Consider the following 26,794-nt stretch of genomic DNA (forward strand, 5'->3'; position numbering starts at 1 on the left):
GAACAGGTTATGCGACGTATTGCGGTAATGGGCGCAGCAGGGCGCATGGGCAAGACCCTCATCGAAGCCGTGCAGCAAACCCCGGGCGCGGGGCTGACGGCGGCAATCGATCGCCCTGACAGCTCGCTTGTTGGCGCGGATGCCGGTGAGTTGGCGGCCCTTGGCCGGATTGGTGTTCTGCTGTCCGATGACCTGGCCAAGGTCGCCGATGAATTCGACGTGTTGATCGATTTCACCCACCCGTCAGTGACCCTGAAGAATCTGGCCTTCTGCCGTAAGCACGGCAAGGCGATGATCATCGGCACCACCGGTTTCTCCGTCGAGGAAAAGCAGTTGCTGGCCGAGGCGGGCAAGGATATCCCGATCGTGTTCGCCGCCAACTTCAGCGTGGGCGTCAACCTCAGCCTCAAGCTGCTGGACATGGCGGCGCGGGTGCTGGGCGATGATGTCGACATCGAGATCATCGAGGCGCACCACCGGCACAAGGTCGATGCCCCTTCGGGGACCGCGCTGCGCATGGGTGAAGTGGTTGCCAATGCGCTGGGGCGTGATCTGCAGGAAGTGGCGGTCTACGGCCGTGAAGGCCAGACCGGCGCGCGTGATCGCAAGACCATCGGCTTCGCCACGGTGCGGGCCGGGGACGTGGTGGGTGATCACACCGTGCTGTTTGCCGCTGAGGGCGAGCGCCTGGAAATCACCCACAAGGCCTCCAGCCGCATGACCTTCGCCAAGGGCGCGGTGCGTGCGGCGCTGTGGCTGGATGGGCGCGAGCCAGGCCTGTACGACATGCAGGACGTGCTCGAGCTGCACTGATCGGTTTGGTCGATGTTGGCTTGTTCGCGGGCACGCCCGCTCCCATAGGATTGGTGCAGGGCTTAGGCGCTGTGCGGCCCCCTTGGGAGCGGGTTTACCCGCGAAACAGGCGACGCCGATGTCAGTCTGTCGCAATCATGTGTTTTGGAGACACATATGCGGTAGACCGAAAACGCACTTTTCTGTAAGCTACAGCTTTAGTGTGTCCACTAAAAGCGCGCAGCGAATTGAATTCAGCACATAAAAGCGGGGTGACGTGTCCATACGTCACTCCGCTTTTTTGCAACCTGCGATCGCCCTTTCATGCTTGATTTACGGGAGGTCTTCTTGACAAAGCCAGCCATACTCGCCCTTGCCGACGGCAGTATTTTCCGCGGTGAAGCCATCGGTGCCGACGGTCAGACCGTTGGTGAGGTGGTATTCAACACCGCTATGACCGGCTACCAGGAAATCCTTACAGACCCTTCCTACGCGCAGCAAATCGTTACCCTGACCTACCCGCACATCGGCAACACCGGCACCACCCCGGAAGACGCCGAGTCGAACCGTGTCTGGTCCGCTGGCCTGGTCATCCGCGACCTGCCGCTGCTGGCCAGCAACTGGCGTAACACCCAGTCGCTGCCTGAGTACCTCAAGGCCAACAATGTCGTCGCCATCGCCGGCATCGACACCCGTCGCCTGACCCGTATCCTGCGCGAAAAAGGCGCTCAGAACGGCTGCATCCTGGCGGGTGACAACATCAGCGAAGAAGCCGCCATCGCTGCTGCCCGCGGCTTCCCTGGCCTGAAGGGCATGGACCTGGCCAAGGTCGTTTCCACCAAGGAACGCTACGAGTGGCGCTCCAGCGTGTGGGAACTGAAAACCGACAGCCACCCGACCATCGATGCTGCCGACCTGCCGTACCACGTGGTCGCCTTCGACTACGGCGTCAAGCTGAACATCCTGCGCATGCTGGTCGCCCGCGGCTGCCGCGTGACCGTGGTGCCTGCCCAGACCCCGGCCAGCGAAGTGCTGGCGCTGAATCCGGATGGCGTGTTCCTGTCCAACGGCCCTGGTGATCCGGAGCCATGCGACTATGCGATCCAGGCGATCAAGGAAATCCTCGAGACCGAGATCCCGGTATTCGGCATCTGCCTCGGCCACCAGCTGCTGGCCCTGGCCTCCGGCGCCAAGACCGTGAAGATGGGCCACGGCCACCACGGTGCCAACCACCCGGTCCAGGACCTGGACACCGGCGTGGTCATGATCACCAGCCAGAACCACGGTTTCGCCGTTGACGAAGCCACCCTGCCGGGCAACGTCCGCGCCATCCACAAGTCGCTGTTCGACGGCACCCTGCAGGGTATCGAGCGCACCGACAAGAGCGCGTTCAGCTTCCAGGGCCACCCTGAAGCGAGCCCAGGCCCGACCGACGTCGCGCCACTGTTCGATCGTTTCACCGATGCCATGGCCAAGCGCCGCTGAGCATCCTGCATCAAGGCCCCGGGCCGGCTCGCGCCGCGCCCGGAAGCGCCTGACCCAGATTGTTCAAGACGGCTTGCCGACTGACCCGCGGATTTGAGTGACAACCATGCCAAAACGTACAGACATCAAAAGCATCCTGATTCTCGGCGCTGGCCCGATCGTGATCGGCCAGGCCTGCGAATTCGACTACTCCGGCGCCCAGGCCTGTAAAGCCCTGCGCGAGGAAGGTTTCCGCGTCATCCTGGTGAACTCCAACCCAGCCACCATCATGACCGACCCGGCCATGGCCGACGCCACCTACATCGAGCCGATCAAATGGCAATCGGTGGCCAAGATCATCGAAAAAGAGCGCCCGGACGCCGTACTGCCGACCATGGGTGGCCAGACTGCACTGAACTGCGCCCTGGACCTGGAGCGCCACGGCGTTCTGGAAAAGTTCGGCGTCGAGATGATCGGTGCCAACGCCGACACCATCGACAAGGCCGAAGACCGTTCGCGCTTCGACAAGGCCATGAAGGACATCGGCCTGGAGTGCCCGCGCTCCGGTATCGCCCACAGCATGGAAGAGGCCAATGCGGTCCTCGAGAAGCTCGGCTTCCCGTGCATCATCCGTCCGTCGTTCACCATGGGCGGCACTGGCGGTGGTATCGCCTACAACCGTGAAGAGTTCGAAGAAATCTGCACCCGTGGTCTGGACCTGTCGCCGACCAAGGAGCTGCTGATCGACGAATCGCTGATCGGCTGGAAGGAATACGAGATGGAGGTGGTCCGTGACAAGAAGGACAACTGCATCATCGTCTGCTCCATCGAGAACTTCGACCCGATGGGCGTGCACACCGGTGACTCGATCACGGTCGCACCTGCGCAAACGCTGACCGACAAGGAATACCAGATCATGCGCAACGCCTCGCTGGCGGTGCTGCGTGAAATCGGTGTTGAAACCGGCGGTTCCAACGTGCAGTTCGGTATCTGCCCGAACACCGGCCGCATGGTCGTGATCGAAATGAACCCGCGCGTTTCCCGTTCGTCCGCCCTGGCGTCCAAGGCCACCGGCTTCCCGATCGCCAAGATCGCCGCCAAGCTGGCCATTGGTTACACCCTCGACGAACTGCAGAACGACATCACCGGTGGTCGCACCCCGGCGTCCTTCGAACCGTCGATCGACTATGTCGTCACCAAGCTGCCACGCTTCGCCTTCGAGAAATTCCCGAAAGCCGACGCCCGCCTGACCACCCAGATGAAATCCGTGGGTGAAGTCATGGCCATCGGCCGTACCTTCCAGGAATCCCTGCAGAAAGCCCTGCGCGGCCTGGAAGTCGGTGCCTGCGGCCTCGACCCGAAAGTCGACCTGGCCAGCCCGGAAGCCGCCAGCATCCTCAAGCGTGAACTGACCGTGCCGGGTGCCGAGCGTATCTGGTACGTCGCCGACGCCATGCGTTCGGGCATGACCTGTGAAGAAATCTTCGCACTGACCGGCATCGACATGTGGTTCCTGGTGCAGGTGGAAGACCTGATCAAGGAAGAAGAGAAGGTCAAGACCCTGGCCCTGTCGTCGATCGACAAGGACTACATGCTGCGCCTCAAGCGCAAGGGCTTCTCGGACCAGCGTCTGGCCAAGCTGCTCGGCATCACCGACAAGAACCTGCGCCGTCACCGCCACAAGCTGGAAGTGTTCCCGGTGTACAAGCGCGTCGACACCTGCGCCGCCGAGTTCGCCACCGACACCGCCTACCTGTACTCGACCTACGAGGAAGAGTGCGAGGCCAACCCGTCGACCCGCGACAAGATCATGATCCTGGGTGGCGGCCCGAACCGTATCGGCCAAGGTATCGAGTTCGACTACTGCTGCGTGCACGCAGCCCTCGCGCTGCGTGAAGACGGTTACGAGACCATCATGGTCAACTGCAACCCGGAAACCGTCTCCACCGACTACGACACTTCCGACCGCCTGTACTTCGAGCCGCTGACCCTGGAAGACGTGCTGGAAGTCTGCCGCGTCGAGAAGCCGAAGGGCGTCATCGTTCACTACGGCGGCCAGACCCCGCTGAAACTGGCGCGCGCCCTGGAAGAGGCCGGCGTACCGATCATCGGTACCAGCCCGGACGCCATCGACCGTGCCGAAGACCGTGAGCGCTTCCAGCAGATGGTTCAGCGCCTGAACCTGCTGCAGCCGCCAAACGCCACCGTGCGCAGCGAAGAAGAAGCCATCCGCGCTGCTGGTGGCATCGGTTACCCGCTGGTCGTGCGCCCGTCCTACGTACTGGGTGGCCGCGCCATGGAGATCGTCTACGAGCTGGACGAGCTCAAGCGCTACCTGCGTGAAGCCGTACAGGTGTCCAACGACAGCCCGGTACTGCTCGACCACTTCCTCAACTGCGCCATCGAGATGGACGTGGATGCGGTCTGCGACGGCACCGATGTGGTGATCGGCGCGATCATGCAGCACATCGAGCAGGCCGGCGTTCACTCCGGTGACTCGGCGTGCTCGCTGCCGCCTTACTCGCTGAGCAAGGAAGTGCAGGACGAAGTCCGCGTACAGGTCAAGAAAATGGCCCTGGAACTGGGCGTTGTCGGCCTGATGAACGTGCAGCTGGCCCTGCAGGGCGACAAGATCTACGTGATCGAAGTCAACCCACGTGCCTCGCGTACCGTACCGTTCGTGTCCAAGTGCATCGGCACCTCCCTGGCCATGATCGCCGCCCGCGTCATGGCCGGCAAAACCCTGAAAGAGCTGGGCTTCACCCAGGAAATCATCCCGAACTTCTACAGCGTCAAGGAAGCCGTCTTCCCGTTCGCCAAGTTCCCGGGGGTTGACCCGATCCTCGGCCCTGAGATGAAATCGACCGGTGAAGTCATGGGCGTCGGTGACAGCTTCGGTGAAGCCTTCGCCAAGGCCCAGATGGGTGCCAGCGAAGTGCTGCCGACCGGCGGTACTGCGTTCATCAGCGTACGTGACGACGACAAGCCGCAAGTGGCTGGCGTGGCCCGCGACCTGATCGCCCTGGGCTTCGAAGTGGTTGCAACGGCGGGCACTGCCAAGGTCATCGAAGCTGCGGGCCTGAAAGTGCGCCGTGTGAACAAGGTGACCGAAGGTCGTCCGCACGTGGTCGACATGATCAAGAACGACGAAGTGTCGCTGATCATCAATACCACCGAAGGCCGCCAGTCGATCGCCGATTCCTACTCGATTCGTCGCAATGCGCTGCAGCACAAGATCTACTGCACCACTACCATTGCGGCTGGTGAAGCCATCTGCGAGGCGCTGAAATTCGGTCCCGAGAAGACTGTTCGTCGCCTGCAGGATCTGCATGCAGGACTCAAAGCATGAGCATGACCAAGTACCCGATGACCGTCCAGGGCGCTCGCGCCCTGGAAGAGGAGCTGACCTTCCTGAGCAAGACCGAGCGCCCGCGCCTGAGCCAAGCCATTGGCGAAGCGCGTGAGCTGGGCGACCTCAAGGAAAACGCCGAATACCACGCCGCCCGTGAAGAGCAGGGCATGGTCGAAGCGCGCATCCGCGATATCGAAGGCCGTCTGCAGAACTCGGTGGTGATCGACGTCACCACCATCGCCCACACCGGCAAGGTGATTTTCGGCACCACCGTGGTGCTGGCCAACACCGAAACCGATGACGAAGTGACCTACCAGATCGTTGGCGAAGATGAAGCCGACGTGAAACAAGGCAAGCTTTCGAGCAGCGCACCGATCGCCCGTGCCATCATTGGCAAGGAAGAAGGTGACACCGTGGTGGTCAAGACGCCAAGCGGTACGGTCGAGTACGAGATTGTCGAAGTCAAACACATCTGACCGGCGCCTGCGGGCGCCATCCCTCGAGGGGATCCTCTGGCAACTGGCCCAGGTTTTCTGGGTCGGCGGCCTGTGGGTGTTCCATGTGGGGTTGGTGCCGGCGCTGAAAGTCAGTGGCCTTGCACCCTTGCTGGTGCAGGATGTCGCCGGGCAGATCGACCGCTGGTTGATCGGCGTGGCGTTGCTTGGCTTGTTGACCCAACTGGCGGTGCTGGCGAGGGTGGACGGCCTGGCGGCCTGGTGGCGGCAGTTTCGCGGGCAGATGCTGTTGTTGGGCTTTGCGGCCTGCGTGGGGTACTACACCTTGCGCTACGGCATCTCGGTCGGCGAGCGCTGGCAGATGTTCTGTTTCCTGGTACTGGGCTTCTCCGGCATCGTGCTGGTGGCCCAACCAGTCCCGGTCAGGGCGCGCCAGGCGCGCCACTGAGCGGAGCCACCGTCACTTGTAACGGTGGATGTTGGACAGTTGCTTGTTCGGCTGCGGGTTCTTGCGATAGATCAGCGCTTTCTTGCCGATGGTCTGTACCAGCTCGGCACGGCCAACCTTGCACAGTTCGGCAATGGCGGCGGCGCGCTCTTCGCGATCTTCCGAGCGAATTTCGACCTTGATCAGTTCGTGATCAGCCAGCGCACGCTCCAGTTCGGCGATCACGCCTTCGTTCAAACCGTTGCCAGCAACGATCAGGACCGGCTTCAGGTCGTGACCAATGGACTTGTATTGCTTCTTCTGCTCGTTATTGAGCGGCATAATCTGACCCTTTCCGTCTGATTCTGTAAAATTGACCGGCATTTTACCCGAGGGCCACCGGCTCCGCCCAGTCAATCACGACGCATATCATCGAGGTGCCCCGTGGTACAACGTTCCAAAAGCAGCGCAAACTGGCTGCGAGAGCATTTCAACGATCCTTTTGTGAAACAGGCGCAGAAGGACGGCTACCGCTCGCGTGCGAGCTACAAACTGCTGGAGATCCAGGAAAAGGACCGCCTGATCCGCCCCGGCATGAGCGTGATCGACCTTGGTGCGGCACCGGGAGGCTGGTCGCAAGTGACCAGTCGTCTGATTGGTGGCCAGGGCCGGCTGATCGCATCCGACATTCTGGAAATGGACTCGATCCCTGATGTGACCTTCATTCAGGGCGACTTCACCCAGGATGAAGTGCTGCAGCAGATTCTTCAGGCGGTCGGTGATTCGCACGTAGACCTTGTGATTTCCGACATGGCCCCCAATATGAGTGGTACGCCTGCGGTGGACATGCCGCGCGCCATGTTCCTCTGCGAGCTGGCCCTGGATCTGGCGACCCGCGTGCTCAAGCCTGGCGGGGACTTCCTGATCAAGATCTTCCAGGGCGAAGGTTTCGACATGTACCTCAAGGACGTGCGTAGCAAGTTCGACAAGGTGCAGATGCGCAAGCCGTCGTCTTCGCGGGACCGTTCCCGTGAGCAGTACCTGCTGGGCAGGGGTTTCAAAGGGGCATGAGGCGTATTGCGGGGTGGCTGATAGTTATTTCCAATCGGCTGCCCCGTCAGGATCGTCCGAACTTCGTGTAGTCTAGCTTTCACAAAGGGTTACAGACGGTGCCTGCGGATGCGTAGGTAATGTAGTAAGTTAGGGCGATGAATATCATGCGAGGCACGGCTGCGTCGTGCGCCGGCCTCAGAGGGTAGCGAATTGAACGACATGGCAAAGAATCTGATCCTGTGGTTGATCATCGCAGCTGTCCTGGTGACAGTGATGAACAACTTCTCCAGCCCTAACGAGCCGCAGACCCTCAACTATTCCGACTTCATCCAGCAGGTCAAGGATGGCAAGGTCGAGCGTGTGACCGTCGACGGCTACATCATTACCGGCAAGCGCGCCGACGGTGACAACTTCAAGACCGTGCGCCCGGCCATCACCGACAATGGCCTGATCGGCGACCTGGTCGACAACCACGTGGTCGTCGAAGGCAAGCAGCCTGAGCAGCAGAGCATCTGGACTCAGCTGCTGGTGGCCAGCTTCCCGATCCTGGTGATCATCGCCGTGTTCATGTTCTTCATGCGCCAGATGCAAGGTGGTGCAGGCGGCAAGGGCGGGCCGATGAGCTTCGGCAAGAGCAAGGCACGCCTGCTCTCCGAAGATCAGGTGAAGACTACCCTGGCTGACGTCGCCGGTTGCGACGAGGCCAAGGAAGAAGTGGGCGAACTGGTCGAGTTCCTGCGCGACCCGGGCAAGTTCCAGCGCCTGGGTGGCCGCATCCCGCGCGGTGTGCTGATGGTCGGCCCGCCCGGTACCGGTAAGACCCTGCTGGCCAAGGCCATTGCCGGTGAAGCCAAGGTGCCGTTCTTCACCATTTCCGGTTCGGACTTCGTCGAGATGTTCGTCGGTGTCGGTGCCAGCCGTGTTCGTGACATGTTCGAACAGGCCAAGAAGCACGCGCCGTGCATCATCTTCATCGACGAAATCGACGCCGTCGGTCGCCACCGTGGCGCCGGCATGGGCGGCGGTCACGACGAGCGTGAGCAGACCCTCAACCAGTTGCTGGTGGAAATGGACGGCTTCGAAATGAACGATGGCATCATCGTCATTGCCGCCACCAACCGCCCGGACGTGCTCGACCCTGCACTGCTGCGCCCAGGTCGCTTCGACCGTCAGGTCGTGGTCGGCCTGCCGGATATCCGCGGCCGTGAGCAGATCCTCAAGGTGCACATGCGCAAGGTGCCGGTTGGCGAAAACGTCAACCCGGCGGTCATTGCCCGTGGTACCCCAGGCTTCTCCGGTGCCGACCTGGCCAACCTGGTCAACGAGGCTTCGCTGTTCGCTGCGCGCTCCAACAAGCGCCTGGTCGAAATGAAAGAGTTCGAGCTGGCCAAAGACAAGATCATGATGGGTGCCGAGCGCAAGACCATGGTCATGTCCGAGAAGGAAAAGCGGAACACCGCCTATCACGAGGCCGGGCACGCGATTGTCGGTCGCCTGGTGCCTGAGCACGATCCGGTCTACAAGGTTTCGATCATCCCGCGTGGTCGTGCCCTGGGTGTCACCATGTTCCTGCCGGAAGAAGACCGCTACAGCCTGTCCAAGCGCGCACTGATCAGCCAGATCTGCTCGCTGTACGGCGGCCGTATAGCCGAAGAGATGACCCTGGGCTTCGATGGTGTCACCACCGGTGCATCCAACGACATCATGCGGGCCAGCCAGATCGCTCGCAACATGGTGACCAAGTGGGGCCTGTCGGAAAAGCTCGGCCCGCTGATGTATGCCGAAGAGGAGGGCGAGGTGTTTCTCGGCCGTAGTGCCGCCAGCCAGCACGCCAGTGTATCCGGCGAGACTGCCAAGCTGATCGACTCCGAAGTGCGCAGCATCATCGACCAGTGCTATGCCACGGCCAAGCAGCTGCTGATCGACAACCGCGACAAGCTCGAGGCAATGACCGAAGCCCTGATGAAGTACGAGACCATCGATGCCGATCAGATTGACGACATCATGGCTGGCCGTACTCCGCGCGAACCCCGTGATTGGGATGACGACAAGGATTCTGGCGCCCCGACTGCCCAGAACGATCGCCCGGAATCGCCGATCGGCGGCCCAGCAGCTCAACACTAAGGGCACCTATGAGCTCAGTGCAGTACCCGACCCGGTTGCCTTGCGGCAACCGGGTTCTTGATCTTTCCCGTACCCATGTCATGGGTATTCTCAATATCACGCCCGACTCTTTCTCCGATGGTGGACGGTTCAGCCAGCGTGACGAGGCGTTGCGCCATGCCGAGGCGATGATCGCGGCGGGTGCCACGCTGATCGACATCGGTGGCGAGTCGACCCGCCCCGGCGCCCGTGCGGTTTCGGTCACCGAAGAGATCGAGCGTGTGGCGCCGATGGTCGAGGCGATCAACAGTCGCTTCGACGTGGTCATTTCGGTCGATACCTCGACGCCTGCGGTCATTCGCGAATCGGCCCGGCTGGGTGCCGGCCTGATCAACGACGTGCGCGCCCTGGAGCGCGATGGTGCGCTGGATGCGGCGGCAGACACTGGCTTGCCGGTGTGCCTGATGCACATGCGCGGCGAGCCCGGTACCATGCAGGACGACCCGCATTACGAAGATGTGACCGCCGACGTAACGCGCTATCTTGAACAACGGATGGCCGCTTGCGCAGCGGCGGGCATCCCCGCCGAACGAATCATTCTTGATCCAGGCTTCGGTTTCGCCAAGACGCTGGCGCACAACCTCAGCCTGTTCAAGCACATGGAGGCGCTCTATCGCCTCGGGCGCCCGCTGCTGGTGGGTGTTTCACGCAAGAGCATGATCGGCCTGACGCTGGATCGTCCGGTCGGTGAGCGACTGTACGGCAGCCTCGCGCTGGCGGCTCTGGCCATGACCAAGGGGGCCAGCATCCTGCGCGTCCATGATGTGGCCGAGACCGTCGATGTGGTGCGCATGATTGCCGCGGTACAGAACGCCGAATAAGAACATTGGAGTCCCTATGAGCAGAAAATACTTTGGTACCGACGGCATCCGTGGCCGTGTCGGCGAATACCCGATCACTCCGGACTTCATGCTGAAGCTGGGCTGGGCTGCAGGCATGGCCTTCCGCAAGCAGGGCAATTGCCGTGTGCTGGTGGGCAAGGACACGCGTATTTCCGGTTACATGTTCGAGTCCGCGCTCGAAGCCGGTTTGTCTGCAGCCGGTGCTGACGTGATGCTGCTCGGGCCGATGCCGACCCCGGCCATCGCTTACCTGACTCGCACCTTCCATGCCGAAGCGGGCATCGTCATCAGCGCCTCGCACAACCCGCACGATGACAACGGCATCAAGTTCTTCTCCGGGCAGGGCACCAAGCTGCCTGACGAAGTCGAGCTGATGATCGAGGAATTGCTCGATCAGCCGATGACCGTGGTCGAGTCGAGCAAGCTGGGCAAGGTTTCCCGTATCAACGACGCGGCTGGCCGCTACATCGAGTTCTGCAAGAGCAGCGTACCAAGCAGCACCAGCTTCGAAGGCCTCAAGCTTGTTGTCGACTGTGCCCACGGCGCCACCTACAAGGTGGCCCCGAGCGTGTTCCGCGAACTCGGCGCCGACGTGACCGTGCTGCATGCGCAGCCCGACGGCCTGAACATCAACGAGGGTTGCGGCTCGACCCACATCGAATCGCTGCAGGCTGCCGTGCTGGTGGGCCATGCCGACCTGGGCATCGCCTTCGATGGCGATGGCGACCGGGTACTGATGGTCGACCACACCGGGGCCATCGTCGATGGCGACGAATTGCTGTTCATCATCGCTCGCGACCTGCACGAGCGTGGCAAGCTGCAAGGCGGGGTGGTCGGCACGCTGATGAGCAACCTGGGCCTGGAGCTGGCGCTCAAGGACCTGGATATTCCGTTCGTGCGGGCCAAGGTCGGCGATCGCTACGTGATGGCCGAGCTGCTCGAGCGGGACTGGCTGCTGGGTGGCGAGAACTCCGGGCATGTGGTGTGCTGCAACCACACCACCACCGGTGATGCGATCATTGCCGCGCTGCAGGTGCTGATGGCGCTCAAGCGCCGCGGCGAGACCCTGGCACAGGCCCGTCAGGCCCTGCGCAAATGCCCTCAGGTATTGATCAACGTGCGCTTTGGCGCCAGCAAGGTCGATCCTCTGGAGCATCCGGCCGTCAAGGAAGCCAGCGCCAAGGTCACCGAGGCCATGGCGGGGCGCGGGCGTGTGCTGCTGCGCAAGTCCGGTACCGAGCCTTTGGTGCGGGTAATGGTCGAAGGTGACGACGAAAACCAGGTGCGTGGCCACGCCGAAGCCCTGGCCAAGCTGGTTGCGGAAGTTTGTGCCTGAAAGAGGCTTGCCAGCGCAGATCGGGTTGGGTAAGATCTGCGCCCACTTTGACCGACGAGGTAAAGCATGCGTCGCCCCATGGTAGCTGGTAACTGGAAGATGCACGGTACCCGCGCCAGCGTCGCTGAGCTGATCCTGGGCCTGGGCAATATGTCCGTGCCAAGCGGTGTTGAAGTCGCGGTGTTCCCCTCAGCGCTGTTCATCAACCAGGTGGTTGATGGGTTGCAAGGCAAGGGGATCACTGTCGGAGCACAGAATTCTGCGGTAAAGCCCGAACAGGGCGCGCTGACCGGTGAAGTTGCGCCGAGTCAGTTGGTTGAAGCAGGTTGCAAGTTGGTCTTGATTGGCCATTCCGAACGTCGCCAGATCATCGGCGAAAGTGAAGAAGTGCTGAAAGATAAGTTTGCAGCCGCTCAACTTAGTGGTTTAATGCCGGTGCTCTGCGTAGGGGAAACTCTCGAAGAGCGTGAGGCAGGCAAGACACTCGAAGTTGTCGGGGGTCAACTAAGCAGTATCATCGACGCGTTCGGTGTTAAGGCTTTCGCCAATGCAGTAATTGCCTATGAGCCGGTTTGGGCCATTGGCACAGGTTTGACGGCTTCGCCTCAACAGGCTCAGGATGTGCATGCAGCCATCCGCGCTCAGTTGGCGGCCGAAGACGCCGAAGTTGCCGCAAACGTGCAGCTTCTCTACGGCGGCAGCGTGAAGGCGGCCAATGCGGCCGAACTGTTCGGCATGCCGGATATCGATGGGGGGCTCATTGGTGGAGCGTCCCTGAACGCAGACGAATTCGGTGCAATTTGTCGCGCCGCAGGAAACTGAACAAATGCTGGAAACAGTTATCGTTGTTTTTCATCTGTTGGCAGCGCTGTCGCTTGTAGTGCTGGTTCTGTTGCAACAGGGTAAGGGTGCGGAAGCAGGTGCATCTTTCGGCGCAGGTGCCTCAAACACTGTGTTCGGAAGCCAAGGTTCTGCTACCTTCCTGAGTAAATTAACTGCTATACTCGCTGCCACTTTCTTTTTGACAGCACTTGGGTTAGGATGCTTCGCGAAGCAACAAGCTCACCAGCTTAGCCAAGCAGGTCTTCCAGATCCAGCGGTGCTAGAAGTGAAAGAGCCGCAGAAACCGGCAGTTAATGATGATGTACCGGTGCTCCAGGAACAGAAGAGCGACACCACCAGCAAAGGTGATGTACCTCCTCCGGCCGAAGAGCAGAAGTAACGGGTTTCAAGTAGTAGTATTGCCGAGGTGGTGGAATTGGTAGACACGCAACCTTGAGGTGGTTGTGCCCATAGGGTGTAGGGGTTCGAGTCCCCTTCTCGGTACCAATTGAAGCTTGAGAGCCCGCTTTAGCGGGCTTTCTTGCAGGTGAAGGTTTGGGTTTGACCCTTAAGCAGGTTAAGTCTTATACTTTCGCCCCAGCTTTGTCGCGGGGTGGAGCAGCTTGGTAGCTCGTCGGGCTCATAACCCGAAGGTCGTTGGTTCAAATCCAGCCCCCGCAACCAGCTTCAGCGGAGCCCCTTTTCAGGGGCTTTTTGCTAGCCGAACAATTTACGGCGTCGTTGTCCTACGGCGCTTTCAGGGATGGGCGCTTCGCCCATTTTTTATTTGCACAGCATGCACGAGGGGGTTCAGGTGTCGAGCAAGCTAGAACAGTTGCAGGCCTTGTTGGCCCCGGTGGTCGAGGGTCTGGGCTATCAGTGCTGGGGGATCGAGTTCGTATCCCAGGGTAAGCATTCGGTACTGCGCATCTATATCGACAAGGAAGACGGCATCCTGGTGGACGACTGCGAAGCAGTCAGCCGTCAGGCCAGCGCGATCCTCGATGTGGAAGATCCGATCAGCAGCGAATATACCCTTGAGGTCTCCTCTCCAGGCATGGATCGCCCACTGTTCACTCTGGAACAGTTTGCCTCGCATGCCGGCGAACAAGTGAAGATCAAGCTGCGTTCACCCTTCGAGGGTCGTCGTAACTTCCAGGGCCTTCTCCGCGGTGTGGAGGATCAGGACGTGGTGGTCCAGGTGGACAACCAGGAGTTCCTGCTGCCGATCGACTCGATCGACAAGGCCAATATTATTCCCAGTTTTGACTGAGACGTGCCGGGCCCGGCGGACTATCCGGGCCCAATGGCTTGCGCAAGGCGAGGCGTACGATGAGCAAAGAAGTACTGCTGGTTGTTGAATCGGTATCCAACGAAAAAGGTGTACCGCCCGGCGTCATTTTCGAAGCGCTGGAAGTGGCCCTGGCTACTGCAACCAAAAAACGTTTTGAGGACGAAGTCGATCTGCGTGTGGAAATCAACCGCCACACCGGTAGCTATGAGACTTTCCGTCGCTGGACCGTGGTCGACGAGAACGACCTGGACGATCCGGCGATCGAAACCTGGCTGGACAAGATCAAGGACACTCACCCGGAAGCGAAAGTCGGTGACGTGATCGAAGAAAAGATCGAGTCCATCGAGTTCGGCCGTATCGCCGCGCAGACCGCCAAGCAGGTCATCGTGCAGAAGGTCCGTGAAGCCGAGCGCGCCCAGGTGGTCGACGCCTACCGCGAGCGGGTCAACGAGATCATCTCCGGCACCGTCAAGAAGGTCACCCGTGACAACGTCATCGTCGACCTGGGCAACAACGCTGAGGCCCTGCTGGCCCGCGAAGACATCATTCCACGTGAGACCTTCCGCGTCGGCGTGCGCCTGCGCGCGCTGCTCAAGGAAATTCGCACCGAGAACCGCGGCCCTCAGCTGATCCTCTCGCGCACCGCGCCGCAGATGCTGATCGAGCTGTTCCGCATCGAAGTGCCGGAAATCGCCGAAGGCCTCATCGAAGTCATGGCCGCCTCCCGTGATCCGGGATCGCGTGCCAAGATCGCCGTCCGCTCCAAGGACAAGCGCATCGACCCGCAAGGTGCCTGCATCGGCATGCGCGGTTCGCGCGTCCAGGCCGTATCCGGCGAGCTGGGTGGTGAGCGTGTGGATATCGTCCTGTGGGACGAGAACCCGGCGCAGTTCGTCATCAACGCCATGTCGCCGGCCGAAGTCGCGGCGATCATCGTTGATGAAGATGCCCATGCAATGGACATTGCCGTTGCCGAAGACAACCTGGCGCAAGCCATTGGCCGTGGTGGTCAGAACGTTCGCCTGGCCAGTCAGCTGACTGGCTGGACCCTGAACGTGATGACCGAGAAGGACATCCAGGCCAAGCAACAGGCTGAAACCGGCGACATCCTGCGCAATTTCATCGATGAGCTGGAAGTCGACGAGGAGCTGGCCCAAGTGCTGGTCGACGAAGGCTTCACCAGCCTCGAAGAAATTGCCTACGTACCGTTGGAAGAAATGCTCAACATCGATGGCTTTGACGAAGATATCGTCAATGAGCTGCGCGCTCGTGCCAAGGACCGTTTGTTGACCAAGGCCATCGCTACCGAAGAAAAACTGGCAGACGCCCATCCGTCCGACGACCTGCTCTCCCTCGAGGGCATGGACAAGGACCTGGCAGCGGAACTGGCGGTGCGCGGCGTGGTTAACCGCGAAGACCTGGCCGAGCAGTCGATTGACGACCTGCTCGACATCGACGGCATCGACGAAGAGCGTGCCGGCAAGTTGATCATGGCCGCCCGAGCCCACTGGTTCGAGTAATTAGGCGCGGCCTGAGGAGAGAAGTGCATGACGCAAGTCACGGTGAAAGAACTGGCCCAAGAGGTCGAGGCACCGGTAGAGCGCCTGCTGCAGCAGATGCGTGAGGCAGGTCTGCCGCACACCGACGCCGGTCAGGTAGTGACCGACAATGAGAAGCAGACTCTGCTGACCCATTTGAAGAGCAGCCACAAGAGCAAGGCGGAAGAGCCGCGCAAGATTACCTTGCAGCGCAAGACCACCAGCACCCTGCGTGTCGCCGGTAGCAAGAGCATCAGCGTAGAAGTACGCAAGAAGAAAGTTTTCGTGCAGCGCAGCCCTGAAGAGATCCAGGCTGAGCAGAAGCGTGAGCTGGATGAGCGCCGCGCGGCTGAAAATGCCGCTCGCGACAAGGTCGAGGCCGAAGTTCGCCAGCGCAACGAAGAGCAGGCTCGCCGTCAGGCGGCCGACGCCGCTGCTGCAGCTCCAGCCCCGGCGCCTGCCGCCAAGGCCGAGCCAGCGCCTGCCCCGGCCCCGGTAGTCGCCGACGCGCCAGCGTCCGAAGACGCCGCAGCCCGTGCTGCCGAGCGCAAGAAGGACGAAGCCCGTCGCAACGAAGGCCGTACCCGTGACGAAGACCGTCGTGGTGGCGAGCGTCGTGGCGAAGCGCCGCGCGTTTCGATCAAGGTCAAGGTCAAGGAGAAGGAAAAGGCTCCGACGCCTCGTGCCGCTCCGCGCACCACCGACGAAGAGAGCGATGGCGCTCGTCGTGGCCGTGGTGGCAAGAGCAAGCTGAAGAAGCGTAACCAGCACGGCTTCCAGAACCCGACTGGCCCTGTCATTCGTGACGTGACCATCGGCGAGACCATCACCGTCTCCGAACTGGCCAACCAGATGTCCGTCAAGGGCGCCGAAGTGGTCAAGTTCATGTTCAAGCTGGGTACCCCGGTCACCATCAACCAGGTGCTCGACCAGGAAACCGCTCAGCTGATCGCAGAAGAGCTGGGCCACAAGGTCACCCTGGTCAGCGATACCGCCCTGGAAGACTCCCTGGCCGAATCGCTGAAGTTCGAAGGCCAGACCGAGTCGCGCGCACCGGTGGTTACCGTCATGGGTCACGTTGACCATGGCAAGACCTCGCTGCTCGACTACATCCGTCGTGCCAAGGTTGCCGCTGGCGAAGCCGGTGGTATTACCCAGCACATCGGTGCCTACCACGTGGAAACCGACCGCGGCATGGTCACCTTCCTCGACACCCCGGGCCACGCCGCGTTCACCGCGATGCGTGCACGTGGTGCCAAGGCCACCGACATCGTCATCCTGGTGGTGGCGGCGGACGACGGCGTGATGCCGCAGACCCGCGAAGCCGTTCAGCATGCCAAGGCAGCTGGCGTTCCGCTGGTGGTTGCAGTGAACAAGATCGACAAGCCGGGTGCCGACCTCGATCGCATCCGCAACGAACTGGCCGTCGAAGGCGTGACCTCCGAGGATTGGGGTGGTGACACTCCGTTCGTCAAGGTTTCGGCGAAGATGGGTACCGGTGTCGACGAGCTGCTCGAAGCCGTCCTGCTGCAAGCCGAGATCCTCGAGCTGACCGCCACCCCGACCGCTCCAGGCCGTGGCGTCGTGGTCGAATCGCGCCTGGACAAGGGCCGTGGCCCAGTGGCGACCATCCTGGTTCAGGACGGTACCCTGCGTCAGGGCGACATGGTCCTGTGCGGTTCCAACTATGGCCGCGTGCGCGCCATGCTCGACGAGAACGGCAAGCCTGTGAAGGAAGCCGGCCCGTCGATCCCGGTCGAGATTCTTGGCCTGGACGGTACCCCGGAAGCCGGTGACGAGCTGTCCGTGGTTGCCGACGAGAAGAAGGCCCGCGAAGTTGCCCTGTTCCGTCAAGGCAAGTACCGCGAGGTCAAGCTGGCCCGTGCTCACGCCGGCAAGCTGGAAAACATCTTCGAGACCATGGGTCAGGAAGAGAAGAAGACCCTCAACATCGTCCTCAAGACCGACGTGCGTGGTTCCCTGGAAGCACTGCAGGGCTCGCTGGGCGGCCTGGGCAACGACGAAGTTCAGGTGCGCGTGATCGGTGGCGGCGTCGGTGGTATCACCGAAAGCGATGCCAACCTGGCGCTGGCTTCGAATGCAGTACTGTTCGGCTTCAACGTGCGTGCCGATGCCGGCGCGCGCAAGATCGTCGAGCAGGAAGGTCTGGATATGCGTTACTACAACGTGATCTACGACATCATCGAAGACGTCAAGAAAGCCCTGACCGGCATGCTCGGCAGCGATGTTCGCGAGAACATCCTGGGTGTCGCCGAAGTCCGTGACGTGTTCCGTTCGCCGAAGTTCGGCGCCATCGCTGGCTGTATGGTCATCGAAGGCACCGTGTACCGCAACCGTCCGATCCGCGTACTGCGCGAAGACGTTGTGATCTTCGAAGGCGAGCTGGAATCGCTGCGTCGCTTCAAGGACGACGCTTCCGAAGTGCGTTCGGGCATGGAGTGCGGTATTGGCGTCAAGAGCTACAACGACGTCAAGGTCGGCGACAAGATCGAAGTCTTCGAGAAAGTCCAGGTTGCTCGTACCCTTTAAGGGTGAGCAGGGCGCCAGCCCCCGCCGCAGGGCGGTGGGCAGCGCCTCAGTAGGTAGCGCCCGGTCAGGCTTAAGCCTGACCGGGCGTTTGCCGCTTTAAGTTACAGGTAGCAAGAATGGCCAAAGAATACAGCCGTACCCAACGTATCGGTGATCAGATGCAGCGAGAGCTGGCCGAACTGATCCGCCGTGAAGTCAAGGACCCACGCGTCGGTCTGGTCACCATCACCGCTGTGGATGTCAGCCGCGACCTGGGCCATGCCAAGGTTTTCATCACCGTCATGGGCGAAGAAACCCCGGACGCCGTGCAGCAGTCGCTCAAGGCCCTGAACAGCGCCGCCAGCTTCCTGCGCCTGCACCTGGGCCGCTCGATGCAGCTGCGCAGCGTGCCGCAGTTGCATTTCCACTTCGATGAAAGTGTCAGCCGCGGTGTCCACCTGTCGGCGCTGATCGAGCGTGCAGTGGCCGAAGACCGCCTGCACAAGGATGCCGACGAGCCGGACGCCAAGGAGTAAGCGGTGGCCCAGGTCAAACGTATCCGCCGCAACGTCAGCGGCATCATCCTGCTCGACAAGCCGCTGGGCTTCACCTCCAACGCCGCGCTGCAGAAGGTTCGCTGGTTGCTCAATGCCGAGAAGGCCGGCCACACCGGCAGCCTCGACCCGCTGGCCACCGGCGTGCTGCCGCTGTGCTTCGGTGAGGCGACCAAGTTTTCGCAGTACCTGCTCGATTCCGACAAGGGCTACGAAACGGTCATGCAGATGGGGCAGACGACCAGCACCGCGGACGCTGAAGGCGAAGTCCTGCAGACCCGCGATGTGACCGTTGGTCGCGCCGATATCGAAGCCGTGATCCCGCGTTTTCGCGGTGAAATCCTTCAAGTACCGCCGATGTACTCGGCGCTCAAGCGCGACGGCCAGCCGTTGTACAAACTGGCGCGTGCAGGAGAGGTAGTGGAGCGCGAGGCGCGTTCTGTTACTATTGGCCGCTTGGAGTTGCTCGAGTGCGAAGGCACCCGTGCACGGTTGTCGGTAGGCTGCAGCAAAGGCACCTATATCCGTACCCTGGTGGAGGATATCGGCGAGGCACTGGGCTGCGGCGCTTATGTCGCCGAGTTGCGCCGGACCCAGGCCGGGCCTTTCGCCCTGGCCCAGACGGTAACCCTCGAGGAACTCGAGCAGGCCCATGCCGAAGGTGGCAACGAAGCGCTCGATCGCTTCCTGATGCCGTCCGACAGCGGGCTGCAGGACTGGCCACTGGTGTGCCTGTCCGAGCACAGCGCTTTCTACTGGCTGCATGGCCAGGCAGTGCGTGCGCCGGATGCACCGCAGTTCGGCATGGTCCGTGTACAGGATCACAACGGTCGCTTCATCGGTATCGGTGAAGTGAGCGAAGACGGGCGCATTGCGCCGCGTCGACTGATTCGGTCGGAATGACCGAAACCACAGGCCGAGGCTTTGGCTGAAACCGGTGGAACGAGGGTGGCTGTCAGTAGGCACGGTCACAGCTCATTTTATTAATACAGGGTTTTGTCCCTGGCCTATTGGACCCCGCTTGCGGGATCCGTTTAATTTGGAGAAGCCTCATGGCCCTCAGCGTTGAAGAAAAAGCTCAGATCGTTGCCGATTACCAGCAAGCCGCCGGCGATACCGGTAGCCCGGAAGTGCAGGTTGCTCTGCTGACCGCCAACATCAACAAGCTGCAAGGCCACTTCAAGGCCAACGATAAAGACCACCACTCCCGTCGTGGTCTGATCCGTATGGTCAACCAGCGTCGTAAGCTGCTGGACTACCTGAAGGGCAAAGACACCACTCGTTACAGCGCCCTGATCGGTCGCCTGGGCCTGCGTCGCTAATAGCGGCCTGGTCAGTGGTGTGCATGGCGTGTCGCAGGCTTCGGCTATGCTGCTTTGCAGCATCGCCGTCGGGCACGCCACGCGTATCTGCGAGGTTGGCAGCCTGGTGTTGCTGAGCGGTTTACCGCTCAGCAGCCAGGCTCCCAACCTCGTGTTGTATCTGGACGGTCAATGGGGCCGATTCCCCGTTCTGCCCAAGAATTCGCAAGAAACCAGTTCCCCCAGAGCCACTGAAAAAAGGTAGGAAACCGTGAACCCGGTAATCAAGAAATTCCAGTTCGGTCAATCGACCGTTACTCTCGAAACGGGCCGTATCGCCCGTCAGGCAACCGGCGCCGTGCTGGTTACCGTCGACAACGATGTCACCGTGCTGGTGACCGTGGTTGGCGCCAAGCAGGCCGATCCAGGCAAGGGTTTCTTCCCGCTGTCGGTCCACTACCAGGAAAAGACCTACGCCGCCGGCAAGATCCCGGGTGGCTTCTTCAAGCGTGAAGGCCGTCCTTCCGAGAAAGAGACGCTGACCTCGCGCCTGATCGACCGTCCGATCCGCCCGCTGTTCCCAGAAGGTTTCATGAACGAAGTGCAGGTTGTCTGCACCGTGGTTTCCACCAGCAAGAAGACCGATCCGGACATCGCTGCGATGATCGGTACCTCGGCTGCCCTGGCAATCTCCGGCATTCCGTTCGAAGGCCCGATCGGCGCTGCCCGCGTTGCCTTCCACGAAAGCACCGGCTACCTGCTGAACCCGACCTACGAGCAACTGGCTGCCTCGAGCCTGGACATGGTCGTTGCCGGTACTTCCGATGCCGTGCTGATGGTTGAATCGGAAGCTCAAGAGCTGACCGAAGACCAGATGCTGGGCGCCGTACTGTTCGCCCACGACGAGTTCCAGGCTGTTATCCAGGCTGTCAAAGAGCTGGCTGCTGAAGCTGCCAAGCCGACCTGGGACTGGAAACCGGCCGTTGCCAACACCGAACTGTTCAACGCCATCCGCGCCGAGTTCGGCGAAGCCGTTTCGCAGGGCTACACCATCACCGTCAAGGCTGACCGCTACGCACGCCTGGGCGAGCTGCGCGATCAGGCCGTTGCCAAGTTCTCCGGTGAAGAAGGCCAACCTTCGGCAGGTGAAGTCAAAGACATCTTCGGCGAAATCGAATACCGCACCGTTCGCGAAAACATCGTCAACGGCAAGCCACGTATCGACGGCCGCGACACCAAGACCGTGCGCCCGCTGAACATCGAAGTCGGCGTGCTGCCGAAGACTCACGGTTCGGCGCTGTTCACCCGTGGCGAAACCCAGGCCCTGGTCGTTGCGACCCTGGGTACCGCGCGTGACGCCCAGCTGCTGGACACCCTCGAAGGCGAGAAGAAAGACCCGTTCATGCTGCACTACAACTTCCCTCCGTTCTCGGTAGGTGAGTGTGGCCGCATGGGTGGCGCCGGCCGCCGCGAAATCGGCCACGGCCGTCTGGCCCGTCGTTCGGTTCAGGCCATGCTGCCAGCCGCTGACGTGTTCCCGTACACCATCCGTGTGGTTTCGGAAATCACCGAATCCAACGGTTCCAGCTCCATGGCTTCGGTCTGCGGTGCTTCCCTGGCTCTGATGGACGCCGGTGTACCGATGAAGGCGCCGGTTGCCGGTATCGCCATGGGCCTGGTGAAGGAAGGCGACAAGTTCGCAGTCCTGACCGACATCCTCGGTGACGAAGACCACCTGGGCGACATGGACTTCAAGGTAGCGGGTACCGCCAAAGGTGTTACCGCGCTGCAGATGGACATCAAGATCAACGGCATCACCGAAGAGATCATGGAAATCGCTCTGGGCCAGGCCCTGGAAGCGCGCCTGAACATCCTCGGCCAGATGAACCAGATCATCGGCGAGTCGCGTACCGAGCTGTCGGCCAACGCCCCGACCATGATCGCGATGAAGATCGACACCGACAAGATCCGTGACGTCATCGGCAAAGGCGGCGCCACCATCCGCGCCATCTGCGAAGAGACCAAGGCTTCGATCGACATCGAAGACGACGGCTCGATCAAGATCTTCGGCGAAACCAAGGAAGCTGCAGATGCCGCCAAGCAGCGCATCCTGGGCATCACCGCCGAGGCCGAGATCGGCAAGATCTACGTCGGCAAGGTCGAGCGTATCGTCGACTTCGGCGCCTTCGTCAACATCCTGCCTGGCAAGGACGGCCTGGTACACATCTCGATGCTGAGCGACGCTCGCGTAGAGAAAGTGACCGACGTGCTGAAAGAAGGCCAGGAAGTCGAAGTGCTGGTTCTGGACGTGGACAACCGCGGCCGTATCAAGCTGTCGATCAAGGACGTCGCCGCGGCCAAGGCCTCGGGCGTCTAAGCGACTGACACGCAACAGGAAAAAGGGCCCTTCGGGGCCCTTTTTTTATGCGCCCCGGGAACCTTTTGCGGACTTGCATCTTGCATGCAGGTTTTCCGGCCTGATTGCAAAATGCACGACGGCCATTGGCTAGCTATTTATGTAAGTTATTGATTTATAAGGAAGCAAGCGAAACGTAAAAGCTGGCACAGCACATGCAACTACACTCTTACCTGCCGCCAGGACTTACGGCGCAGACCTTTCGAAAAACAGGAGTGACCCACATGAAGAAGTTCGCCATTGCTGCCGCTACTGCTACCGCTCTGACCCTGACCATGGCTAACGCGGCGTTCGCCCAACAGTCCACCCAGGCCCCCATGACGCTGGCGGCCGGTGAGGTGACCAAAGCCAAGGAAGCGACCTCGGACACCTGGATCACTACCAAGGTCAAGTCCGATCTGATGACCGAGAAGGGCATTCCGGGCTCCGATATCAAGGTCGAGACCAACAAAGGCGTTGTATCGCTGTCGTCGACCACCGCCATTACCGAATCCCAGAAAGAGATGGCCGTCTCGATCACCAAGAAGATCAAAGGCGTGAAGGCTGTTTCTGCTGATGGCCTCAAAGCCGAATAAGGAATGTCCCGTCGGCCAAAAGGACTTGGCCACCTTACCCGAAGCCCCGGCCTGTGCCGGGGCTTTTCATTGGCACTCAGTAAACGGGGTTGCGGGCGATCACATCGCTCTCGAAGCATTCCTGCTCGACGATCAGCGGCTCGACCAAAGGGCGGCTGTCGCGGAAGTGAGCAGTCTGGGTATGCGCTTCATACGCCTCATCGTCGCGGTAGATCTCGTACAGGTAGATGACGTCAGGGTCGACCCTGTCCTGGGAGACGTCGAACACCAGGCAGCCTGGCTCGCTGGCAACCGAGGCTGCGGCATTGACCTTGATGGCGGAGAGGAAATCGTCGGCGCAGCCGGGTTTGACACGGGTCTTGATGAACAGGCTATACACAGGGCGGTCCTTTTGTTTTAAATTCTATTCTGAATTGTATACAAAAATGGAGTCTCGCCAATGTCCGAATTACCTGCGCGTCCCGGCCGCCTGAATGGCCTGCGCCATATTGCCCTGCTGGTGCCCAACCTGGAGGAGTGCGAGCGTTTCTATGTCGACGTGATGGGCATGGAGGTGCTTAACCGGGCCAACGAGGATCTGGTCTATCTGACCTGCGGTAACGACAACCTGTCGTTGGGACGTGGGGCAGGGGCAGCCAATGGGCTGCAGACCCTCGACCATTACGGGTTCATCGTCGACAGCGTGGAGGAGCTGGAAGCCTGGTACCAGTACTTCAAGGCGCGTGGTGTGACCTTGCTCGACAAGCCGTTCAACCATGGGGATGGTGCGCGCAGCTTCCACCTGCTGGACCCAGCCGGCAACAAGGTGCAGCCGCTTTATCACCCGACGGTGTCGGGGCAGCGGCTGGTGTAAGCCTGTGCCCGCGAAGAGGCCGGACCTGTTAAGCGAAATTATTCAGCATCCAGGTGCATCGGCGTGACTACCCGCCCATCACCCTCGGCCTGGCCCAGGTTGGTATCGATGAAGTACACCCGGTCATCCTCGAGCTTGCCCTTGTCGACCAGGTAGTCCTTGATGCTGCTGGCCCGCTCCTGGCCAAGGGTGCGCAGCAATGCAGTGCTTTCAGCCCAGGATTTGATCACCGCCTCGCGCAACTTGCTGGTGCGCTCGTCGCGGCTCAGCTGTTCCCATTCGGCGGGAGGCTGTTGCTTCAGGCGGTTGCGGTAGATGCCTTCGAGCATTGCGGGTTTGTCGCTGTCATCGACCTGCAGCATCGAGGCGTTGGCCGGTACCTTGTCGCCACGGCGCTGCAGGATCTTGTACCAGGTCGCCTGGTATTCGCGCTCCAGGCGCTGCTGCGCGATCAACGGGCCGTCACTGCTCTGGGCGGCGGTGCCTTCGATTTCCAGGCGCAGTTCCGGGCGCTCCTTGAGGGCTGCTGCCAGCTTGTCCAGGGTCGACTGGGCATCACCACTGAGCTCGCTGGAGCCAGCGGCGAAGGCCACGGTACCCAGATCTTGCGACCCACCCCCGGCAATCAGCCCGCCAATGAACTTGAACGGTGCCTGTGCTGCACGCAGCACCAGGTTGCGCAGGGTCTGCCAGACGATCGGCATGACACTGAACTGCGGGTTGTTCAGGTCGCCCGAAACCGGCAGTTCGATGGAGATGCGCCCTTCGGTGTCCTTGAGCAAGGCAATCGCCAGGCGGATCGGCAGGTCCACCGCGTCCGGGCTGTCGACTTTTTCACCCAGCTGCAGCTGTTCGACCACCACTTTGTTCTCGGCCTTCAGCTGGCCATTGGTGATCAGGTAATGCAGGTCGAGGTTCAGACGGCCCTTGCGGATGCGGAAGCCGGCGAACTTGCCGGAGTACGGGGTCAAGGTGGTCAGTTCGACGCGCTTGAAGCTGGTGGCGATGTCCAGGCTGGCCAGCGGGTTGAACGGGTTGAGTGCGCCTTTGATGGTGACCGGGGCATATCGGTCGACCTTGCCTTTGACGTCGACCTTGGCCGGGGCCGGCTTGCGGTTGTCGATGGTGCCGATCTGGCCGTTGAGCTGCTGGATGGCAGTGGCGAAGTTCGGTGTCAGGGTCAGGTCGGCGAAGTTGGCCGAGCCATCGTTGATGTCGATCTGGCCGATGTGGATACCCAGGGGCTTGCTGGCTGCGGCACTGGCAGGTTTGGCCGGTTTGCTGGCCGGCGCGCCGGCCGGTTGCGGGATCAGCAGGTCGTCGACGCTGGTGGTGCGGTCTTCGTTGATGATGAAGCGCGCGTAAGGCTGCAGCAGGGTCACCTTGTCGATCGACAAGGCATCACCGTGCACATACGACAGGCCATCGACGTTCACCTGCTGCCATTTGACGAAGTCACGGCCCTTGATGGTATCCAGGGTGTGCAGCTGGTTGACCTGGGCCTTGCCCGCGACCGTGAAAGCCAGTGGCTCGGTGCTCTTGAGGTTGACCTTGAGGTCGCTGGCGAGCATGCCGCTGCGCAGTTCAAGGCGGATGAACGGGCTGATGTAGGCCTGGGCGATACGCAGGTCGATGTCGCGGGTGCTGACATCGAGCTTGGCAGTGACTGGCGCCAGGTTCACTTCACCTGCCGCCTGCAGCTTGCCTTGTTTGCCAACCCCCGTGTCGAGCTTGAGGGTGAAAGGTGACTGGTTGAGGCTGTCGAAGCCCTGCATGTCGAGGTTCAGCGGGCCGACATCCAGCGCCACCGGTTCCTGCTGGCTGCGGTCGGCAAGGTGTACCTGGTAGTTGCGCAGTTGCACGTCCTTGAGCAGCACCTGCCATGGCTTGCTCGGCGCCTTCGCGGCTTGTTCCTGCGGCGTGGGTTCGGCAGCCGCCGGCTCGGCTTTTTCTTTCGGTGTGGCCTTGGCCGGCTGGCTGGCGAAGAGCTTCTGCCAGTCGAGTTGGCCGTCCTTTTCCAGGGCCGCCCAGGTTTCCAGCTTTTCGCTGCGCACTTTACCGACAGTGACCAGCTGCTTGGCCAGATCGATGGACGTCTCGCTCACCTCAAGACTGGCCAGACGTGCCAGCGGCCGGCCATCCGGTGCCTTGATGGCGAACGGTGCAACCTTGACCGAGGTGTTGTCCAGCAACAGCTCGGTTTCCTTGGCCAGGTTGAGCTTGTAATGGGTATCGAGGTTGAACACGCCGTCTTCCAGCACCAGGGGCACGGCATCGCGCACATAGGGCCAGAACAGCTTCATCTTGCCATCGGTGACTTTCAGGGTGCCTTCCGAGCCCAGCGGCGCCAGGCTCAGGGTGCCGGCCCAATCGACCTGGCCACCGTTGGGCCCTTTGGCCACCAGGGTCATGTCGGCGTTGTCGTCCGGCAGGGTGCTGAGGTTTTTCAGCTCAAGGTTCATGTCGTCGTAGACGAACTCGATCGGCTCGCTCGGGCGCTGGTCCTCGAAATGCAGATAGCCGCCACTGAGCTTGATGCTGCCGATACGCAGCGGGAACGGGTCGCTGGGCGGCTGCTCAGGCTTGGGTTCGCTGGCAGGCAAGTTGAACAGCTTGGTCAGGTTGAGCGTACCGTCCTTGGCGAACAGCACTTCGTTGCGTGGTTTGTCGAGCTCGATGGCCTGCAGGTGCAGGGCGCCGCGCCACAGGCTGTCGAGCGCCAGGTTGGCGTACAGCCGTTCGAAACCGACCTGCTCCTTGCCGGGCTCGCCGAGCTGCAGGCCCCAGAGCGTCAGCTCGAGGCTGAAGGGGTTGAGTTCGATACGTTGCAGGTGCGCCGGCACGGCGGCGTATTGCGCCAGCTGCTGGTTGGCGATACGCAAGGCGACACCAGGAAGAATGAGGAAGCCGAGCAGGCTGTAGAGGGCCACGAGAGCCAACAGGGCGCCCAGGGCGCGAGTCAATCCTTTGTACATGTGTCGCTTCGTCTGTCTAAGCCGGAGTGCTTGGAGTATGGCACGTTAAATCG

General features: G+C 61.3%; 23 protein-coding genes and 2 tRNA genes. 22 read left to right on the top strand and 3 right to left on the bottom strand.

Going from position 1 to position 26,794, the window contains the following annotated elements; genetic code table 11:
* Positions 1 to 9: 9 nt before the first annotated feature.
* The 5 genes from dapB to CAF78_RS25450 all read left to right on the top strand — a co-directional run bounded on the left by dapB (position 10) and on the right by CAF78_RS25450 (position 6,511).
* Positions 10 to 813 carry a 4-hydroxy-tetrahydrodipicolinate reductase gene (gene dapB / locus CAF78_RS25430; protein WP_085677202.1) on the top strand — a complete coding sequence of 268 codons (804 nt, stop codon included), beginning with the start codon at positions 10 to 12 and terminating at the stop codon, positions 811 to 813.
* Positions 814 to 1,140: 327 nt separating this feature from the next.
* Complete coding sequence (gene carA, locus CAF78_RS25435) at positions 1,141 to 2,277, top strand: glutamine-hydrolyzing carbamoyl-phosphate synthase small subunit (RefSeq protein WP_003249935.1); 1,137 nt, start codon at positions 1,141 to 1,143, stop codon at positions 2,275 to 2,277.
* 106 nt (positions 2,278 to 2,383) lie between these two features.
* Entirely contained in the window at positions 2,384 to 5,605 is a 3,222-nt protein-coding gene (carB, locus tag CAF78_RS25440) for a carbamoyl-phosphate synthase large subunit (RefSeq protein ID WP_085677203.1), read from the top strand.
* Entirely contained in the window at positions 5,602 to 6,084 is a 483-nt protein-coding gene (gene greA / locus CAF78_RS25445; RefSeq protein WP_177326679.1) for a transcription elongation factor GreA, read from the top strand. The genes carB and greA overlap by 4 nt, the downstream gene beginning before the upstream one ends.
* On the top strand, positions 6,062 to 6,511 hold the full coding sequence (locus CAF78_RS25450; protein ID WP_079226471.1) for an MFS transporter: 450 nt from the start codon (positions 6,062 to 6,064) through the stop codon (positions 6,509 to 6,511). The genes greA and CAF78_RS25450 overlap by 23 nt, the downstream gene beginning before the upstream one ends.
* Before the next feature lie 12 nt (positions 6,512 to 6,523).
* Here the strand turns inward: CAF78_RS25450 and CAF78_RS25455 are convergent, their stop codons facing one another.
* Positions 6,524 to 6,832, bottom strand: coding sequence for a YhbY family RNA-binding protein (locus tag CAF78_RS25455; protein WP_085677204.1), 309 nt, complete (start codon positions 6,830 to 6,832; stop codon positions 6,524 to 6,526).
* Between the two features lie 102 nt (positions 6,833 to 6,934).
* Here CAF78_RS25455 and rlmE point away from each other — a divergent pair, with 102 nt between their 5' ends.
* The 16 genes from rlmE to CAF78_RS25540 all read left to right on the top strand — a co-directional run bounded on the left by rlmE (position 6,935) and on the right by CAF78_RS25540 (position 22,913).
* Positions 6,935 to 7,561 (top strand): 23S rRNA (uridine(2552)-2'-O)-methyltransferase RlmE, encoded by a 627-nt coding sequence (gene rlmE / locus CAF78_RS25460; RefSeq protein WP_054885642.1) that lies wholly within the window; start codon positions 6,935 to 6,937, stop codon positions 7,559 to 7,561.
* A 201-nt stretch (positions 7,562 to 7,762) separates the two neighbouring features.
* Positions 7,763 to 9,667 carry an ATP-dependent zinc metalloprotease FtsH gene (ftsH, locus tag CAF78_RS25465; protein WP_085677205.1) on the top strand — a complete coding sequence of 635 codons (1,905 nt, stop codon included), beginning with the start codon at positions 7,763 to 7,765 and terminating at the stop codon, positions 9,665 to 9,667.
* A gap of 8 nt (positions 9,668 to 9,675) precedes the next feature.
* Positions 9,676 to 10,527, top strand: a complete 852-nt coding sequence (folP, locus tag CAF78_RS25470; protein ID WP_085677206.1) for a dihydropteroate synthase — start codon at positions 9,676 to 9,678, stop codon at positions 10,525 to 10,527.
* 16 nt (positions 10,528 to 10,543) lie between these two features.
* A complete protein-coding gene (gene glmM / locus CAF78_RS25475) occupies positions 10,544 to 11,884 on the top strand; it encodes a phosphoglucosamine mutase (protein WP_085677207.1) in 1,341 nt (446 codons plus the stop codon).
* A gap of 66 nt (positions 11,885 to 11,950) precedes the next feature.
* Complete coding sequence (gene tpiA, locus CAF78_RS25480) at positions 11,951 to 12,706, top strand: triose-phosphate isomerase (protein ID WP_085677208.1); 756 nt, start codon at positions 11,951 to 11,953, stop codon at positions 12,704 to 12,706.
* A 4-nt stretch (positions 12,707 to 12,710) separates the two neighbouring features.
* The gene (secG, locus tag CAF78_RS25485) at positions 12,711 to 13,106 is read left to right on the top strand and encodes a preprotein translocase subunit SecG (RefSeq protein WP_085677209.1); all 396 of its coding nucleotides are present in this window, start codon (positions 12,711 to 12,713) and stop codon (positions 13,104 to 13,106) included.
* 21 nt (positions 13,107 to 13,127) lie between these two features.
* Positions 13,128 to 13,213 (top strand) — tRNA-Leu (locus tag CAF78_RS25490).
* A 100-nt stretch (positions 13,214 to 13,313) separates the two neighbouring features.
* Positions 13,314 to 13,390, top strand: a tRNA-Met gene (locus CAF78_RS25495).
* 130 nt (positions 13,391 to 13,520) lie between these two features.
* Positions 13,521 to 13,979 carry a ribosome maturation factor RimP gene (gene rimP, locus CAF78_RS25500; protein ID WP_054885662.1) on the top strand — a complete coding sequence of 153 codons (459 nt, stop codon included), beginning with the start codon at positions 13,521 to 13,523 and terminating at the stop codon, positions 13,977 to 13,979.
* Between the two features lie 59 nt (positions 13,980 to 14,038).
* Entirely contained in the window at positions 14,039 to 15,520 is a 1,482-nt protein-coding gene (gene nusA / locus CAF78_RS25505; protein ID WP_027917685.1) for a transcription termination factor NusA, read from the top strand.
* Between the two features lie 27 nt (positions 15,521 to 15,547).
* The gene (infB, locus tag CAF78_RS25510) at positions 15,548 to 18,088 is read left to right on the top strand and encodes a translation initiation factor IF-2 (RefSeq protein WP_085677210.1); all 2,541 of its coding nucleotides are present in this window, start codon (positions 15,548 to 15,550) and stop codon (positions 18,086 to 18,088) included.
* A 116-nt stretch (positions 18,089 to 18,204) separates the two neighbouring features.
* Positions 18,205 to 18,603, top strand: coding sequence for a 30S ribosome-binding factor RbfA (gene rbfA / locus CAF78_RS25515; protein WP_085677211.1), 399 nt, complete (start codon positions 18,205 to 18,207; stop codon positions 18,601 to 18,603).
* Positions 18,604 to 18,606: 3 nt separating this feature from the next.
* Positions 18,607 to 19,524, top strand: a complete 918-nt coding sequence (truB, locus tag CAF78_RS25520; RefSeq protein WP_085677212.1) for a tRNA pseudouridine(55) synthase TruB — start codon at positions 18,607 to 18,609, stop codon at positions 19,522 to 19,524.
* A 149-nt stretch (positions 19,525 to 19,673) separates the two neighbouring features.
* Positions 19,674 to 19,943, top strand: a complete 270-nt coding sequence (gene rpsO / locus CAF78_RS25525) for a 30S ribosomal protein S15 (RefSeq protein WP_016391796.1) — start codon at positions 19,674 to 19,676, stop codon at positions 19,941 to 19,943.
* A 250-nt stretch (positions 19,944 to 20,193) separates the two neighbouring features.
* Complete coding sequence (pnp, locus tag CAF78_RS25535; RefSeq protein ID WP_085677214.1) at positions 20,194 to 22,299, top strand: polyribonucleotide nucleotidyltransferase; 2,106 nt, start codon at positions 20,194 to 20,196, stop codon at positions 22,297 to 22,299.
* Positions 22,300 to 22,562: 263 nt separating this feature from the next.
* A complete protein-coding gene (locus CAF78_RS25540) occupies positions 22,563 to 22,913 on the top strand; it encodes a BON domain-containing protein (RefSeq protein WP_085677215.1) in 351 nt (116 codons plus the stop codon).
* 76 nt (positions 22,914 to 22,989) lie between these two features.
* Here CAF78_RS25540 and CAF78_RS25545 read toward each other — a convergent pair whose 3' ends face one another.
* Complete coding sequence (locus CAF78_RS25545) at positions 22,990 to 23,292, bottom strand: putative quinol monooxygenase (protein ID WP_085677216.1); 303 nt, start codon at positions 23,290 to 23,292, stop codon at positions 22,990 to 22,992.
* Between the two features lie 60 nt (positions 23,293 to 23,352).
* On the opposite strand from CAF78_RS25545, the gene CAF78_RS25550 reads away from it, so the two are divergent.
* Positions 23,353 to 23,766 carry a VOC family protein gene (locus tag CAF78_RS25550; RefSeq protein WP_085677217.1) on the top strand — a complete coding sequence of 138 codons (414 nt, stop codon included), beginning with the start codon at positions 23,353 to 23,355 and terminating at the stop codon, positions 23,764 to 23,766.
* A gap of 38 nt (positions 23,767 to 23,804) precedes the next feature.
* Here the strand turns inward: CAF78_RS25550 and CAF78_RS25555 are convergent, their stop codons facing one another.
* Positions 23,805 to 26,741 carry a DUF748 domain-containing protein gene (locus CAF78_RS25555; protein WP_085677218.1) on the bottom strand — a complete coding sequence of 979 codons (2,937 nt, stop codon included), beginning with the start codon at positions 26,739 to 26,741 and terminating at the stop codon, positions 23,805 to 23,807.
* Positions 26,742 to 26,794: the final 53 nt, after the last annotated feature.

The organism is Pseudomonas sp. R28(2017), assembly GCF_002112505.1.
In the GTDB taxonomy this organism is placed as follows: domain Bacteria; phylum Pseudomonadota; class Gammaproteobacteria; order Pseudomonadales; family Pseudomonadaceae; genus Aquipseudomonas.

Bases quoted from the DNA above. Each gene is read 5' to 3' on its own strand.
- dapB (WP_085677202.1), top strand. From the start codon at position 10: ATGCGACGTATTGCGGTAATGGGCGCAGCAGGGCGCATGGGCAAGACC.
- carB (WP_085677203.1), top strand. From the start codon at position 2,384: ATGCCAAAACGTACAGACATCAAAAGCATCCTGATTCTCGGCGCTGGC.
- greA (WP_177326679.1), top strand. From the start codon at position 5,602: ATGAGCATGACCAAGTACCCGATGACCGTCCAGGGCGCTCGCGCCCTG.
- CAF78_RS25455 (WP_085677204.1), bottom strand. From the start codon at position 6,832: ATGCCGCTCAATAACGAGCAGAAGAAGCAATACAAGTCCATTGGTCAC.
- ftsH (WP_085677205.1), top strand. From the start codon at position 7,763: ATGGCAAAGAATCTGATCCTGTGGTTGATCATCGCAGCTGTCCTGGTG.
- folP (WP_085677206.1), top strand. From the start codon at position 9,676: ATGAGCTCAGTGCAGTACCCGACCCGGTTGCCTTGCGGCAACCGGGTT.
- glmM (WP_085677207.1), top strand. From the start codon at position 10,544: ATGAGCAGAAAATACTTTGGTACCGACGGCATCCGTGGCCGTGTCGGC.
- tpiA (WP_085677208.1), top strand. From the start codon at position 11,951: ATGCGTCGCCCCATGGTAGCTGGTAACTGGAAGATGCACGGTACCCGC.
- secG (WP_085677209.1), top strand. From the start codon at position 12,711: ATGCTGGAAACAGTTATCGTTGTTTTTCATCTGTTGGCAGCGCTGTCG.
- nusA (WP_027917685.1), top strand. From the start codon at position 14,039: ATGAGCAAAGAAGTACTGCTGGTTGTTGAATCGGTATCCAACGAAAAA.
- infB (WP_085677210.1), top strand. From the start codon at position 15,548: ATGACGCAAGTCACGGTGAAAGAACTGGCCCAAGAGGTCGAGGCACCG.
- rbfA (WP_085677211.1), top strand. From the start codon at position 18,205: ATGGCCAAAGAATACAGCCGTACCCAACGTATCGGTGATCAGATGCAG.
- rpsO (WP_016391796.1), top strand. From the start codon at position 19,674: ATGGCCCTCAGCGTTGAAGAAAAAGCTCAGATCGTTGCCGATTACCAG.
- CAF78_RS25540 (WP_085677215.1), top strand. From the start codon at position 22,563: ATGAAGAAGTTCGCCATTGCTGCCGCTACTGCTACCGCTCTGACCCTG.
- CAF78_RS25550 (WP_085677217.1), top strand. From the start codon at position 23,353: ATGTCCGAATTACCTGCGCGTCCCGGCCGCCTGAATGGCCTGCGCCAT.
- CAF78_RS25555 (WP_085677218.1), bottom strand. From the start codon at position 26,741: ATGTACAAAGGATTGACTCGCGCCCTGGGCGCCCTGTTGGCTCTCGTG.